Genomic DNA, 14,389 nt, shown 5'->3' with positions numbered 1-14,389 from the left:
GTGGTGTCAGGAGGCTTGCGCGACCGTCGCGTCGTCGAGCCTTCGATGCACCATGGAGATCGCCGTTAGTGCCTCGAGCAGTTCGTCGTCGTCTACCTTGCGGCGCAGCCTTGTCTCGTGAGATGTCGGGTTGCGGTAGAGGCTCAACAGCCCGATCGCGTAGTTCGCGAGGCCTGATTGCTCGCTGCGATCCGACGGCGTGCGCCCCGCATTGATGGCGACCACGGGACCGCTGGATGGAGTGAGCGTTGCATTGATCAAGTCCGCGCCATCGTCTACGCGACCCGTGAGCACCCGAAGACGGTCTGGGATGCTCTTCGCCGCCTCGTGCACTGCGTGGAAGTTGTCCCGTTGCAGGAGTTCATCAGTGCAGTAGCGCAGGACATCGGGATGGGTGCCGCGTCGACGCAGCTCGGTACGTAGCTTGCCCGCTCGCCGAGCCGCCTCGTCGAGCGTCGTCGCAGCGCCTTCTCGTAGGCGCGCCACTTGGCCATCGTCCTTGACCCGCAACCCCGTGTGTATGAGTACCTCGTTGAGGTCGTCTTGCCTACGGCTACGTAGAGCGGGGTCATTCCGGTACTTGACCGGCGACATCGCTTCCCGAATGAATGCCACGACGCAGTTGCCAGCGCCGTCTTGAGCCTGTCTGGCCGCAAGGGCCTCCCGTAGCCGATGGCGCTTGGTGATGGTGGGGCTCACGTCGGGAATGCGTACCGCAGCGAGAGTGCGGGCAATCTCGCTTCCAGTCAGTCCGTACTGCGTCTCGCCCAAGACGTCGGCGATGCCTTCGACGATTGCTGGCTCGAAGGGCGGGATGAGGTTGGTGGCCATGCTCGGAGGGTAGGGACCGATTCGAAGTGCCCACTTGGCTCTAGTGGCCGGCTGACCTGCTGCGTTCGAGCGGCCCCAGCGCTGCAGCCCGGTTGTAGGTTCGGCGTTGGAGTTCGAGAACACGGGTAGACCGATGGCACAACTTGATCGCCGTGCCGAGGAGATCGCCGCGCTCGACGCGATTTGTCAGGTCGAGGAAATCTCTCGCCACGAGTGGTTGCCTGAAACGAATGGGCGAACTCCGGACCTCCGGTTGGAACTGGCGGATGGCCGAACGGTGTTCGCAGAGGTGACGCTGGCCACCAGACGAGCGGACCGGGAATTGCGTGGAGCCGCCAAGAAGATGCAGCCCTACCGAGACGCGAGGTTGAGGTTCGAGTGGCAGGTGGCCATCGCTGACGAGCATTCGGATGAGCGGGCGCGCCGCGGTCGCCGGCTCAAGGCCCTGGTCGCTGCACTTTCAATGGCGCTCGCTCGCGTCGAGAGTCAGGGCGGATCACCTGAGATGATGATGCGCCGCGCGTTCGCAGTCCTCGATCCCGCGCCGTATCACCCCCATTTGAGCTCGTCTGGCGGCCCGATGCGCCAGTGGGCGTTGGAGTGTCCGAGGGACAAGTCCTTGGAGGAGTGGCTTCGGCACGACTACATGCCGGTTTGTGACTATTGGTACCCGCCCGACATCGAAGATCTTCTGCTGCATGACCTGGAACCGCGCGAGGCACGAGTGCTGAGCCCGCCAGCGACTCCCCGGGAGGGCACCATCGGCGGGATCTACGTGCACACAATGACGACCGAGTCAGGCTTCATGGCTGGTGGGGCGGATCACTTGGTGCCTGTCATTCGGAACGCAATCGAGAAGAAGCAAGATTGGGGACAGCTCAGGAACGTCGACGGAGATCGGTGGCTTGTTGTCGTTCTGGATGTTCTCAACGCTCTCGGACAGTTGGAAGAGGCATGCGAACCCGATATGCCCAGCTCGGCACCGGAACTGGGTGGGGTTGAGTTCTCAGAGGTCGACGAGGTCTGGGCACTCGGCAAGACGTTTCACGGTGAACGCCTCACTATCGCTCGCTTCGCGAACTCGGGCTCTCAACCCGAGCTGCTGACTGTGCCGAATCTTCGCCGTCGATGAGTGCTCTGGAGAACAGCGAGAATCAGTCGCCACCACTCGATGTGGACGACGTGGCCTGCACGGCGTCGAAGATGCTCTGCAGGATGCCGGTGATGACGAATTCGCCGAATTCCTCGTCGCTGAGACACTTGTCGACGATGGAGTCGTTCCCGGCGAGACGAGCAATCAGCAGTTGCTTGACGCGATCGAACGCTCCGAGGCGGAACTTGTCGAAGTCGTTTGCGCGAGCCGTTTCTCGGATGGCCTCCTCGCAGAGTCCATCTTCCTGAATCTGCTGCAGGAACAACCGGTCGCTCTCGGTGAAATCGGTGCTGAAGCGGTCGTTGAGCAGTTCGATGATCTCCGACAGCGGCGCCGTGTCGTCTTCGGCCAGTTCCGTGCCGACGTCCGTCGGGCTGGCGACCGATGCGTCAACCTCGTCGTTCAGGCTGATCGCACCCGAGGACATGCGCTGGAGCCGGTAGTACTCGAGGTCAACGTCGCCATCTAGATGGATTGGCGTGAAGTCTCCGCCTACGTGTAAGTGCGGCAGCAGCTTTCGGCCGTACGAATAGAGCCGCTCAAGCTCGCAGTCGGCGTAGGGGATGATCTGGCTCAAGAAGGCGTAGAGGCTCACGTATGCGTTGAGCCGGTCTCTGAAGACGACCTGTGATTCCGCGTCGAGGTCAGCGAAGCGATCAACTGCAGGCTGCAACGCGGTCTCGATCCGGGCGTGATCGCTCGGCCGCTGCTTGTTCAGTGGCAGGTAGAACACCTGAGCGAACTCGGCAATCTCGGTCTCGTAGTACACCTGCATTTCGTTGAGGTCGTGCTTCAGCTTCTCCAGGTGGTACGGGTCCGAGGCTTCCCGCAGCTGAGTCACATCGAAGTACGGAGCGAATGCAGCCGCAATGTCGGCGTGGCTGTTGACGAAATCGAGCACGAACGGCGCCTGCTTGCCGGAGGCGACTCGGTTGAGCCGCGACAGGGTTTGCACCGCGTGGACGCCGCTCAGACGCTTATCGACGTACATGGCCTGCAACAGAGGCTGGTCGAAACCCGTCTGGTACTTCTCAGCGACGATGAGAATCTGGTAGTCCGGCGAGGCGAATCTCTCAGGCAACGCAGACTCGCTGATTGGCTTGCCGGTGATGACATCGATGTTCATCTTGGGTTCGGTGTATTCGGCGTCGAGCCCGGGAACCGAGACAGCGCCACTGAAGGCCACGAGCGGTCTCACATCCTCGTAGCCCTGCTCATCGATGTACTTCGTGAACGTCTCCATGTACCGCACGGCATGCAGGCGGGACGATGCGACCACCATCGCTTTCCCCCTGCCGCCCATGCATGGCCGTACATGTTCTCGAAAATGCTCGATGATGACTGACGTCTGTTGCTCCAGCCGATGGGCATGTAGCTGCGAGAACCTCGCGAGCTTCTTCGCCGCTTCACGCCGAGGGAACTGGGGATCCTCCTCGGCGGTCTTGACCAGCCGGTAGAAGGTGTCGTAGTCGGTGTAGTTCCCCAGAACGTCGAGGATGAAGCCTTCCTCTATGGCCTGGCGCATGCTGTAGCTGTGGAAAGGCTCCGGCTTGCCGTCTGACCCAGGCCGACCAAAGAGCTCGATCGTCTTTCCCTTCGGCGTGGCGGTGAACGCGAAGAAGCTCAGGTTCGGCTGCCGGCCGCGTGAAGCCACGACAGCGTTGAGGCCGTCCTCCCAGTCTTCCGGAGCTTCGTCGCCGGTCGCGCCTGCGGCACCGAGCAGCGACTTCATGTCGTGGGCGCTCTCACCGGTCTGGCTCGAATGTGCTTCGTCGACGATGATCGCGTACTTCCGTGAGGCCAGCTTCTTGGCCCACTCGGCCGCTTGGGCATGCTCGCTCGCATCGGGCGTCTCGCCTGAATCCGCACCGGCGAGCCGGAGCAGCTGGCGCATGACAAACGGAAACTTCTGCAATGTGGTGATGACGATTTTCGTGTTATCCACCAGGGCCTGGGCGAGCTGCTGGGAATCCTGGTCAATCGCCTGCACGACGCCTTGTGCGTGCTCTATCTGATAGATCGCCTGCTGCAGTTGCGCGTCAAGCACACGTCGATCAGTGATGACCAAGACGCAGTTGAAGACCTTTTCGTCCTTGGTGCTGTGCAGGCTGGACAGGTGATGGGCGAGCCATGAGATCGAGTTGGTCTTGCCGCTGCCTGCGGAGTGCTGAATGAGGTAGTTGTGACCGGGTCCCTCTGCCCGTGCAGTCTCGACGAGCGCTTCGACGGCATGCAACTGGTGGAAGCGAGGAAAGACCAGCGTCTCGCGTGGGGCGGTGCGCGTGCCCGTGTGGTCCGAGACCGCTTCGTCGCGACGCTCGAGGAACATGTAGGAGCCGATGACCTCCAAGAAGCGTTCGCGCTCGAGCACTTCCTGCCAGAGGTAGCCGGTCCGATACCCGGATGGGTGCTGGGGGTTGCCGGCTCCGCATGTCACTTCACCCGGATGGCTGCCGCGATTGAACGGCAAGAAACGCGTCGAGGCCTTCGCAAGGCGCGTCGTCATGTGGACCTGCTCGGTATCAGCAGCGAAGTGCACGAGGGCCCGCTTGCGGAACCTGAACAGCGGTGCATTGGGGTCGCGGTCCTCGCGGTACTGCCGCACGGCGTCGCGCCAATGCTGATTCGATGACGGATTCTTCAGTTCGCAGGTGGCCACTGGCACTCCATTGAGCGCCATGACCAGATCCACTGTGTCGGCTTCACCCGGGTGGCACCGCACTTGGCGGGTGACGGACAACTCGTTGCTGGCAAATTGCTGCACCGCTTCAGGGTTGAGGCTGTGCGCTGGCTTGAACCACGCGAGTCGATGTGTCTTGCCGTAGAACTTGAATCCGTGGCGAAGGACATCGAGCGTGCCCTTCTTGTCGAGTTCGCGTGCCAACGTCGCGATAATCCTGTCCTCTAGGTCGCCGCCATGTAGCGCAGCCATCTCTGCCCAGAGTTCCGGCTGGGCAGATTGCAGGAATGCCACGACGCGGGCTGGGAACAGTGCCAAATCGACGTCCCACTCAGCGCGGTCGCCCTCGGCCCACCCCACGTCAGTCAGCATCGACACGATTGTCGATTCGAGTGCCGCCTCATCGGCTTGTTCTGACTTCACGCTGCGTCCTCGGACCCTTCCGCCACTACATCCCGAACATCGATCTTCCCAGTCACCGCAGCTGCGATGATGGCGGTTCGGTACTCCTGAAGCCGCTCTATCAGCGCACCTACCGCGCCCGTTGCTTGGTCGCCTCGATCCTTGAAGCCGGTTCGCTGAACAAGCTCATCGATGCGAGCGGACACATAGTCGAGGTGCGCGCCGATCTGCTTCTGTTCTTCCAAGGGCGGTACAGGGATGGCGAGATACTTGAGTTCCTTGCTGTAGATGTGCATCACAGTGACACCGCGACCCATGCACGACTTCTGGTGGCGAGATGGGGCGCAGTCTGCGGCGTAGCCCAAGTAGGTGGCGTCGATGTCAACCTCGGGACGAAAGATGACGACGTCGCCGCCACAGAAGGCTGGCTCACGAAGGAGATTCACGGCGGACTTGCCGATTTCTTCCAGCGTCTCGCCCGATCCGGCAAGCAGTAGGTCTCCGTGCTGCAGCTTCGTGTATGCAGCGGCGCGCTCTGGGCTGATGCGCGAGCGACTTTCCCTGATGTGAAAGTCGTGACGGGTGTAGAGGTCGCCGTACCGGACGCAGGGGTATCCCTCCTCCGCCTCGTCTTCCTTCGTCCCGCCGCCGCCCTTGAAGAACGAACCGACGCGGCAGAGGTCCGTGATGCTCCAGTGCGTCGGGATCTCTCCGATCCAGCTGTTACCTGAGTTGCGGTAGTTTGGATAAGGCTGCTTCACGTAGTGACCTCAGTGAGCAACTGGGCGATCTCGGCCTCGAGCATCTTGAGATCGGCTTCGATTGCTTGGAGCGGTCGAGGCGGTTCGTAGACGGAGAAGTGACGGTTGAACGGGATCTCGTACCCGATCTTGGTCTTGCTGTGATCCACCCACGCGTCGGGCACGTGTGGCAGCACCTCCCGCCGCATGTACTCGTCGGCGTCCTCTGTGAGCGGGACCGTCTCGGTATCGCGTAGCCGGGGGTCAGGCACGTGCCCGTGCTTGTCATGGCAGGGTTCAGCACTCGGATCGCGTTCGCCCAATGCCGCAACCACAGCTCGCCGCTCAGCTGCTGTCAAACGCATCTGCTGGCTCTCCTCGACAAGCCGCAACCGTGCGAGGAACTCATCGCGATCAGCAATGAGTTGTCCAGCAGTTCTGTCAGCGAGCGCGTCGAGAAGGTCGCGCAGCTGCTGCTGGCGCAGTTCGCCCTTGACAATCTCGGCATCGTGCGCTGGACCCGGGTTCTTCTTGCTCGTTGCGAGCTTCATAAACGCGGGCTCAGTTTCGATGCGCCCGATGCGCTCAGCGGTCGCCAGGAAACTCAGGCGCAGCGGACGCTCGACAGTGATCTTGCGGTACCCGAAGTCTTCGTTGGCGAACACCTTGCTGACAACACGGGGCTGGGTCCGAGGCTGATGATTGACTGGGTCTTCGTCGGTGATGTCGCATGTCTCGCCATCGGCGAAGTTGCCGAGAATGCTCGTGAGATCGTCGATTTGGACTGGCGACAGCTCATTGCGCTTGTTGCCGAGGCTGCGGCGCATCTTTTCGAAGAACTGCCGACCATCGATGAGCTGCACCTTGCCGCGTCGCCGATCTTCCTTGCGGTTCGTGAGCACCCAGACATACGTAGAGATACCGGTGTTGTAAAACAGTTGGTCGGGCAGCGCAACGATTGCCTCGAGCCAATCGTTCTCGATGATCCAGCGCCGAATGTTGCTCTCGCCGCTTCCGGCATCGCCGGTGAACAATGGAGATCCACTGAACACGATGGCGATTCGGCTGCCGCCGGAGCCGTCCGGTTCCACCGGCTGCCGTTTCCGCAGCATGTGCTGCAGGAACAGCAGCGCGCCGTCGTTGACGCGCGGCAGGCCGGCTTCAAATCGTCCGTTGGCGCCTTGCGTGTCGCGTTCGTTCTCGATGAACCACCGCTGTTGCTTCCACTCGACGCCGAACGGCGGATTGGCGAGCATGTAGTCGAAGGTCCAGCCTGAGTAGCCATCCGCAGTGAACGAATCGCCCAAGATGATGCGGTCGGCGTCGTGGTTCTTGATCAGCATGTCCGAGCGGCACACGGACCAAGCGTCGTCGTTCCAGTCTTGGCCGAATAGCCGCGGATTGGCGTCCTCGTTGTGCCCGCGAAGGAACGATTCGGCCTCCGAGAGCATCCCGCCGCTGCCGCAGGCGGGGTCGTAGACCGTCTTGACGACGTAAGGCTTGGCGAGATCTGATTCCGACGTCAGCAAGAGGCTGACCATTAGGCGGATCACTTCGCGGGGCGTGAAATGCTCCCCGGCTTCCTCGTTGGCTTGCTCCGCACCGAGTCTGATCAGCTCCTCAAACACGTACCCCATCTGCGAGCTGTCCATACGCGCTGGAGAGAGGTCGAGGCTTGAGAAGCTGCGGACGACTTGGAACAGCAGGTTCTTCTCGTCCATACGGGCGATCTGGGCACCGAAATCGAAGCGTTCCATGATCTCGCGGACGTTGGGCGAGAAGCCTGCGATGTAGGCGTTGAGATTCTGGGCGATCAGATTCGGGTCATCGAGTAGGAGCTGAAAGTCCAGGCGTGACGTGTTATAGAAGGTCTGCTCGGCGGCTCGCTTGAGCATCTCGTGGCGAAGGCTCTCGCTCTGCTTGGCGTACTTTCCGTAGGCATCGAGCACGGCCTGTTTGGTAGGGGCGAGCACGCAGTCGAAGCGACGCAGAACCGTCAGTGGGAGAATCACCTTGCGGTACTCGTTGCGCTTGTACGGACCGCGCAGCAGGTTGCAGATGCTCCAGATGAAGTCGACCATCTCGCCGTGAGTCCGCGCGTTCACTCAACCCTCCGACCCGTCGTGGGTGCCATCTTGCAGCTATCACGCTGCTCCGCGCGCGGCCTCTGGAAAATGTGGAGGCCGCGTTCGCTGCGAGATGGTATTCGTATCGGCTTCACGCGGTGCCCGTCGTCTGACGGCGACATGTCGTGGTGGGCAGAGAGGTTGAGGAGAGTGAAACTGTGAGTACCGGCTACGACGCTGCCCTGTTGCTCTTGGTTGTGCTCCTGCCAGGCGCCTTCGCAGCTTGGGGCTTCGAGCGTCACGTCCAGAGATACGGGCGGCGGCTCAAGGACTGGCTGCTGCGTCTCGCCGGGCTCTCCGCCGTCTGTCTCGCTGTTGGCGCATGGCCGTTGCACTGGGTGGTCTCGTCCTACTGGGACGACTTCACCGATGGGAATGCGCTTCCGTGGTTTGTCTACCTCGCACCCGTCGCGTACCTCGCCGTGCCGGCTGCAGTTGGTTGGTGGCTCGGGTTACTAATGCGATCCCGCAACTCGATGGAGCATGTACGTCGAAAGCCATTCCGCGTCCGGCTCAGGTCAGCGCTTCGCCGACCGATCCTGCAGCGGGTTGTGTCCAAGCTGCCCGGGCCCAACCGCGCCCCGACAGCGTGGGATGCGCTGTTCGAAGCACGCGAGCCGGGATTCATCCGGTGCAGGCTTCGATCCGGGCGCTGGGTCGGCGGTCTCTATGCCAGAGCATCGCCTGTTTCCTCCTACGTGGGCCCAGAAGGACCCGATCAAGACATCTACATCGCTTACGCGGTCGAGTTCGACCAAGACACGGGCGAGCCCGCGTTCGGAGAAGATGAAGACGAATTCGTTTGGCTCAACGGCGGCATCCTCCTCAAATGGGCCGACATTGAGTCACTAGAATTCATGCCGCTAGCGGCTTCGGGCCGGAAGGGTGCATGAGATGTCCAAGGATGAGCAGAAGGGCGATCCGCCAGCCGAAGTGGCGCAACGCCTCCCCTTGGGCGTCTATACCCCCAAAGCCGGTGTCGGCCCTGCGGATGTGCCCACGAACGCGTTCCGGCCGCGTCCCAAGCCCAACAAACCGCAGGACGCCAGCGAGGAGTAGGGCTCGCCGGCGTAGCTGGCGCTCGCGTCAGGAGGTGACACTCGCCGTCGCGGAGCCCGACAGAGCTACTCTGCGGCGAACTGCGATCCGGGGTCGTTGCCCGTCTCCTTCTCGAGCCATCGTCGGCGCTCGTCAGGACTCATTCCCTTGGACTCTGCGACAGCCCGAACGAGGCGGCAAAGCTCTTCGCGCTCATCGTGATCGTAGAACCACTCCACGAACTGGCGATGCGGTGGCAGCGCCCGGAAGATGCCTCCGCCGCATGTTGCGTCGGGCGAATTGAAATCAGTCGGTAGCACGATTACGCCGTCGAAGAACGCGGCAGTCATGATCTCGTTTCCGTCTTCAAGGTCGAGCATGAGTTCTTGCGCAACGTCCTTGTCGATTCGAATGCAAACGGAGAGGTCGGGATCGCTCGTGTGGACACCTGCCATCGAGGGCCCGACGATCACTTGGTCGCCGCTGTACTTTCCGTCGCCTCGTATCAACTCCAATTGTTGTACGCCATACGGAAGAGGCTCCACGGGAACGTGCCGCGCAAGAAGCGTGGATACCCCTCGCTGTCGAGCTTCATCGATCTCGCGGAGCAACTCGTTGTGCATGCGTGAGACCGCAAACGACTGGTGCCTTTGGAAATAGCGGTTGTACAAGTCGGCAATGTACGGATTTGCGTCTTCATCGTCCATGTCTCGGGTCCCCTCGCTGACGAGCGGGGGCAGAAGCTAGCGAATAGCGCGGCATGAGTGACGGAAACCTGCCTATGGACGAGCGTCCGGAACTGGTGGCGACGAGCGCAGCGTGCCAAGTCGGCTCAACCACCAGCTTTGATGCACTGGAGCGCTGTACCAGGCACAAGAGATCGGATGGTGCCGACCGCGCGTCGCGTGTCAGTATCGATACCGACTGGGACGGCGGCGCCGTCTCCTTCGGCGCCTCGGCGCTCGAGCTCGATGGGCGCTGTTCTCGTCGTCGTCTCCCGCGAACAGGCACCACATCAGCCAGATGAGTGCCAACACAGCGCAAACGATGAGGAACAGGCTCACGGCGGCCGAGAGTGCCGAAGCTGTCAGCGTGACCCCTCTCCACACTCCCTCGACACGATCGCGCCAGGACCAAGCGACGAGTGCGGTCGCAATCCCGATGGCTGTGGTGAGCAGATTGAGCCATCCGGGATAGGGCCAATCGAGCCACGTCAAGACCAACGACCACCAGCCGCCGATCGCGAGACGAGCACCGGTTAGCAAGGCAAGAACCGTGGCGCATGCCAACCACACGAGAGTCAGTCGTTGGCTGGGCGTCAGCCCCGCTCGGCCCCCTTCTTCGCTTTCTGCCGCAGGGCATTGTGTCGTAGCTGTCGGCAGGTATCCCATCTTGTTGCTCCCTATCGTCGGTCAATCCAGTTGGTAAGTGCTTGCAGCCGGTTGTCGGCCCACCGCAGCACCCGTGTACGTCGGTCGACAGCGGCCGCCATCTGACGCTGCTCCTCAGCCATCGGATGTTCACCCGAGAGATCGGGACGGAGGTCGCCGACGGCTTCGCTGGGCTCCACGGGGCAGTGCGGCCGAATGGCGTCATCTCGATGATCGAGGAAGTGACTGCTGAGGCTGTACTGGATGGGGCCGGGGTCTCCGATGCCCCCTGGTGCGACGCTGAAGCTGACGTATTGGGCGAGAAGACCCGCAGAAACGCTTGCTGACAATGCCGACACGTTCTGACCATCGTCTTCAGGGGCGATGCCGGCGCCTTCGATATAGCTCGGGTCGTCAAGGTTTCCCTGCCGATCCGGCGTCACCAAGCCCAGATCGAGCTGTCGATTGCAAGCGAGACAGGGTCGCCCTGGGCGGACTACGTGGCTGCGCCATGTGGCGTTGAGCATCTGGCCGCGGCTGTTTGTGTCGATGGCGATGCCACCGTCGATCACCGGGATCAGGTCGCTGTACGCCAGACCGTTGAGCACGGCACGTGGCCAAGGCCGATCGACGCATGAGAAGATCAGGTCGTGATCGAGGGCCAAGCTCAACCCCTCTGGCTCACAGATTGAGCGGCTCGAGAACTCGAACTGTCGACGCTCAGCAGTTGAAGAAGCGAGCGCGAGACGGTTCGCTACGTGGATCTTTGGCCTGCGCAGCCTTACATCACGCTGCGCGGCGCCGATGAGGCGATCCAGGTTCTTCTCCTCGACGACGTCAAAATCCATGACGGTGAGTCGTTGAACGCCCGAAGCAGCCAGTCGGACAATGACATCCATTCCGACGCTTCCAGCCCCCACCACGAGAATGCGGCGACGAACGAGGTCAGACTGGCACTTGTCGCCCCATGCGCTGACCGTGCGCTCTTGTTTTGTTGACGCGAACGGAGAAGGGCGCATTTGTTCGTTCCACGACACACGCAGCTGCTCGCCGATGACACGTACGTTCTCGGCGTGAGTGCAGTCGACTCCCGTGCCAGCACCGATGTCCCAACGCCTCGCGGACCAGGCTTCATCGCTTGTCGCCAGTGTCATGCCCACCAGTGGCAGACCCGTGATCTCGCGAACGAGGTTGGCATAGCTGGCCTCAGCCTCTCGGTCGGGGCCGCTCATCGGCTGCCAATCCGAGGCCCCGGGATGGCTGTGAGCGAACATCAGGCCGCAGCCGTCGTCGCGGGCTCGCTCTGCCCCGCGCAGCATGTATTCGCCGAACACCGTCGCATTGCCGTGGACGGCCCGATCAGTGTCAGCAGGCGGCACGACCGAAGCCAGCAGTGCCGTGGTGCGCTGCTCGCCGGTTGACGGATGATATAGCGCAAGGCAGACATCTTCTTGGCGGTCATCTCGAGCGAGCACGGCACGAAGCGCGTGATGGGTACCGGCTGTCATGGCGACAGAGAACGACCTGCTCATCCGACTGCCTCACCAAGCACGGCCTGAAGGTGGGCATGCCAGCACACGGCCGCTGGCGCGTCACCCCAGCCAGCGTGATTGCGGCTGTGGCGCAGCCAGCCCGGCTTCGAAGATGCCTCGCTGTTGGTGGCGCGAAATTGGACTTGTGCTGGCAGGTGGATCCAGTGCGGGGGTGCAGTAGGCCAGTTGTTGACTTCGTCGACCGCAACGCCGAGCGACAGCGAGTTGCCGGCGCGGGCGCCTGCCACCGGGACAACATCACACACGACGAGCTCGGCCTCTACCCGAGGGCAGAGGCCGAGCCCGTCCATGTCATCGAGGAAGGCTTGTAGGGGACCCGCCATCAGGCAACCGGAGCGGACTGCCGAATCGAGACGAATCGAGCGTCCTTGCGGATCTCGACGATCTCGTCATCGCGGAACTTCTTGGTCCGGGGCCGATCCTTGCCCTCGATCTCTCCGAGGTCGAACGCAGCCGGATCACGGCCGGCGAGTTTCAGCAGGTCAGCGGCTCGCTGGCTCAGATCAGCCGTTTGGTATTCTTCGCCGTCAATGGTGAACGGGATGAGCCGCCCCAGATCTACGACGTTGGGTTGGTCAGACATCGGCATGCTCCTTCGGGTCACCGAGTGCTTCTGACCACTTGTCGGGGGCGTGACCCGAGTCGAAAGTGGATCCCGCGCTTTCGATGTCGCATCCGTTTCCGACAATAGAGAGACATGTCGTCGAGTAGCCAAGCCAGGGACACCGAGCATCCCCTCCTGCGCGATCGCGCTCGTCTTGACAATGTGCTGGACGTCATGTACGCCGCGATACAGAAGGTCTTCTTCAAGAACCGCAGGCCGGTGCCCCGCAACTCAGCCTCCGAGCGGGTGATCATCGGCGGCGCGAGTGCAGATGATGTCCTGCAGGAGGCAACGTTGGCGCTGCTGACCCATCCTGATGCCGAGGCTGTGGAGGACTGGTGCGCGCTCGGCACAGTCGTTGCCAAGAACAAAGCGATGGATGCTTTGGACGCGGCGCGGAAGCACCTGTCGCCGACTGACCACCGGGTCGAGCTCTACGTCGTATCAGGGGATGCTGAATCACCGTCGCCGGATGGAGCGGTCACCACGAGCGTGCTTCAGACCTTCCCTGATCGAAACCTCAACCCCGAAGAAGAAGTGCTCGCGATCCAGAGTGCGCTCAGCCTGCGTGATCTCGCACGCGAGATCCTCGGCGGCCGAGAGAAGAAGATCTTCTTGGAGATCAAGTTCTTGCAGCGTTCCCGCAAGCAACTCGGCGACGAACTAGGCCTGACCCCGCAGCGCGTAGGCCAGCTGTACGAAGAGGCGTCGCGACGTCTCGAAGCCCATCCCCGATACCCCTACAGAATCACGGAATGAGACAATTCCCTAGAGAGCGAGAGAAGGTGCAACGATGAGTTCGCAGCACGACGGTCTCTCGATGTTCCGAGCTGCGTATCTCGATTTCCTCGAGGGCGAACGCGACCAAGCGCCGTCGCTCGAGGGCCTGAACGACACGGATCGGAAGACCGCCGAAGCATTCATCGAATCCACACAGGACGCTGCAGGTATCGACCCGTACGCTTCCCGGCCATCCATCGAGCAATTGCTCGGTCACATCTACAGCGAGAGCTCCCCGACAAGCGGCGAGCGTCGAACCCCGTCGGCGACGCCAGTAGCCCGCCTGGATGAACTTCGCGAGAAGCGACTTCAAGAGGCATTTCCGCTGAAAGAAGCCATCGAGAGGGGTTGGCTTCCGCATGCTGGCGCTGAGACCCCCGAAGCTGCCATACGTGAGTTCTTCGGCATCACGAGCAAGGATGTGCCGCCGCCAATTTCCTATGCAGCCCGGCGACTCAGCGGGCCAGCCGACCCAGAGCTAAAGCAGCAGGCGTGGCTGATGCGAATCCGACATATCGCGAGTCGCCAAGAGGTCGAAGAGTTTGACCTTGAGAAGCTCGCGGATATCGCTCAGCGCTTGCCCAGGGTGTTGCGGCACGGCCCGCGATCCATCCCTCGGGCGGTGGAGCTCTTGGCGACATGCGGCGTGCGAGTCGTCTTCTGCCGCGAACTTCGCAACACGCGGCTGGCAGGCGCCACGACGTTCCTGCCAGATGGCCGTCCTGTGATCGGCTTGACCGTATGCAGAGACCGCTTCGACAGTGTCGTCTTCACTCTGTTGCATGAATGTGCCCACTTGACCAAGGGCCACATCACCGTTGAGTCGGCATCATCGATCCTGGATGACATTCAGGACACGTCGCGGACGCTTGATCCGACTGAAGTGGAAGCCAATGAGCAGGTCTCACAGTGGTTGTTCCCGGATGGATTCAACAAGGAGAAGGCGCTCCGGCACATCGAGGCAACTGCCGAGAAGTTCTCGGTGCATCCGAGCTGCGTGGCAGGCCGCATTCAGCATGACTCCAAGAAGACTTGGACGATCCTGACGGAACACATCTGCAAGACCAGGGATGAAATATCGGAGGCAGGCCTCTTCGTGGAGTGAAGCTGGC

General features: G+C 61.8%; 13 protein-coding genes. 5 read left to right on the top strand and 8 right to left on the bottom strand.

Going from position 1 to position 14,389, the window contains the following annotated elements; translation table 11 throughout:
- Nucleotides 1-6: 6 nt before the first annotated feature.
- Nucleotides 7-831 carry a TIGR02391 family protein gene (locus ACOGI5_RS02485; protein WP_419862894.1) on the bottom strand — a complete coding sequence of 275 codons (825 nt, stop codon included), beginning with the start codon at nucleotides 829-831 and terminating at the stop codon, nucleotides 7-9.
- Nucleotides 832-964: 133 nt separating this feature from the next.
- Here ACOGI5_RS02485 and ACOGI5_RS02480 point away from each other — a divergent pair, with 133 nt between their 5' ends.
- Nucleotides 965-1,963: a hypothetical protein gene (locus tag ACOGI5_RS02480; RefSeq protein ID WP_419862893.1), complete on the top strand. Its 999-nt coding sequence runs from the start codon at nucleotides 965-967 to the stop codon at nucleotides 1,961-1,963.
- 22 nt (nucleotides 1,964-1,985) lie between these two features.
- Here the strand turns inward: ACOGI5_RS02480 and ACOGI5_RS02475 are convergent, their stop codons facing one another.
- The 3 genes from ACOGI5_RS02475 to ACOGI5_RS02465 are packed head-to-tail and all read right to left on the bottom strand — an operon-like array spanning nucleotide 1,986 to nucleotide 7,911.
- Nucleotides 1,986-5,087 (bottom strand): type I restriction endonuclease subunit R, encoded by a 3,102-nt coding sequence (locus tag ACOGI5_RS02475; RefSeq protein WP_419862892.1) that lies wholly within the window; start codon nucleotides 5,085-5,087, stop codon nucleotides 1,986-1,988.
- The gene (locus ACOGI5_RS02470; protein ID WP_419862891.1) at nucleotides 5,084-5,827 is read right to left on the bottom strand and encodes a restriction endonuclease subunit S; all 744 of its coding nucleotides are present in this window, start codon (nucleotides 5,825-5,827) and stop codon (nucleotides 5,084-5,086) included. Before ACOGI5_RS02470 ends, ACOGI5_RS02475 begins: the two co-directional genes overlap by 4 nt.
- Nucleotides 5,824-7,911: a type I restriction-modification system subunit M gene (locus tag ACOGI5_RS02465; protein ID WP_419862890.1), complete on the bottom strand. Its 2,088-nt coding sequence runs from the start codon at nucleotides 7,909-7,911 to the stop codon at nucleotides 5,824-5,826. The genes ACOGI5_RS02470 and ACOGI5_RS02465 overlap by 4 nt, the downstream gene beginning before the upstream one ends.
- Before the next feature lie 179 nt (nucleotides 7,912-8,090).
- Between ACOGI5_RS02465 and ACOGI5_RS02460 the strand changes: the two genes are divergently transcribed.
- Nucleotides 8,091-8,825: a DUF6338 family protein gene (locus ACOGI5_RS02460; RefSeq protein ID WP_419862889.1), complete on the top strand. Its 735-nt coding sequence runs from the start codon at nucleotides 8,091-8,093 to the stop codon at nucleotides 8,823-8,825.
- Between the two features lies 1 nt (nucleotide 8,826).
- Complete coding sequence (locus ACOGI5_RS02455) at nucleotides 8,827-8,991, top strand: hypothetical protein (protein WP_419862888.1); 165 nt, start codon at nucleotides 8,827-8,829, stop codon at nucleotides 8,989-8,991.
- Between the two features lie 65 nt (nucleotides 8,992-9,056).
- On the opposite strand, the gene ACOGI5_RS02450 is transcribed toward ACOGI5_RS02455, so the two are convergent.
- The 4 genes from ACOGI5_RS02450 to ACOGI5_RS02435 form a co-directional block, all read right to left on the bottom strand.
- Nucleotides 9,057-9,677, bottom strand: a complete 621-nt coding sequence (locus tag ACOGI5_RS02450) for a hypothetical protein (RefSeq protein WP_419862887.1) — start codon at nucleotides 9,675-9,677, stop codon at nucleotides 9,057-9,059.
- 695 nt (nucleotides 9,678-10,372) lie between these two features.
- Nucleotides 10,373-11,848, bottom strand: a complete 1,476-nt coding sequence (locus tag ACOGI5_RS02445; RefSeq protein WP_419862886.1) for a ThiF family adenylyltransferase — start codon at nucleotides 11,846-11,848, stop codon at nucleotides 10,373-10,375.
- A gap of 20 nt (nucleotides 11,849-11,868) precedes the next feature.
- Nucleotides 11,869-12,216 carry a hypothetical protein gene (locus ACOGI5_RS02440; RefSeq protein WP_419862885.1) on the bottom strand — a complete coding sequence of 116 codons (348 nt, stop codon included), beginning with the start codon at nucleotides 12,214-12,216 and terminating at the stop codon, nucleotides 11,869-11,871.
- Nucleotides 12,216-12,476 (bottom strand): hypothetical protein, encoded by a 261-nt coding sequence (locus ACOGI5_RS02435; RefSeq protein WP_419862884.1) that lies wholly within the window; start codon nucleotides 12,474-12,476, stop codon nucleotides 12,216-12,218. Before ACOGI5_RS02435 ends, ACOGI5_RS02440 begins: the two co-directional genes overlap by 1 nt.
- Before the next feature lie 114 nt (nucleotides 12,477-12,590).
- Here ACOGI5_RS02435 and ACOGI5_RS02430 point away from each other — a divergent pair, with 114 nt between their 5' ends.
- Complete coding sequence (locus ACOGI5_RS02430; RefSeq protein WP_419862883.1) at nucleotides 12,591-13,256, top strand: hypothetical protein; 666 nt, start codon at nucleotides 12,591-12,593, stop codon at nucleotides 13,254-13,256.
- Between the two features lie 34 nt (nucleotides 13,257-13,290).
- Nucleotides 13,291-14,382 (top strand): hypothetical protein, encoded by a 1,092-nt coding sequence (locus ACOGI5_RS02425; protein ID WP_419862882.1) that lies wholly within the window; start codon nucleotides 13,291-13,293, stop codon nucleotides 14,380-14,382.
- The last annotated feature ends 7 nt before the right edge of the window (nucleotides 14,383-14,389 follow it).

The organism is Candidatus Poriferisodalis sp., assembly GCF_965208925.1.
Lineage (GTDB): Bacteria > Actinomycetota > Acidimicrobiia > Acidimicrobiales > Poriferisodalaceae > Poriferisodalis.
This window is presented reverse-complemented; position numbering and strand designations above follow the sequence as displayed.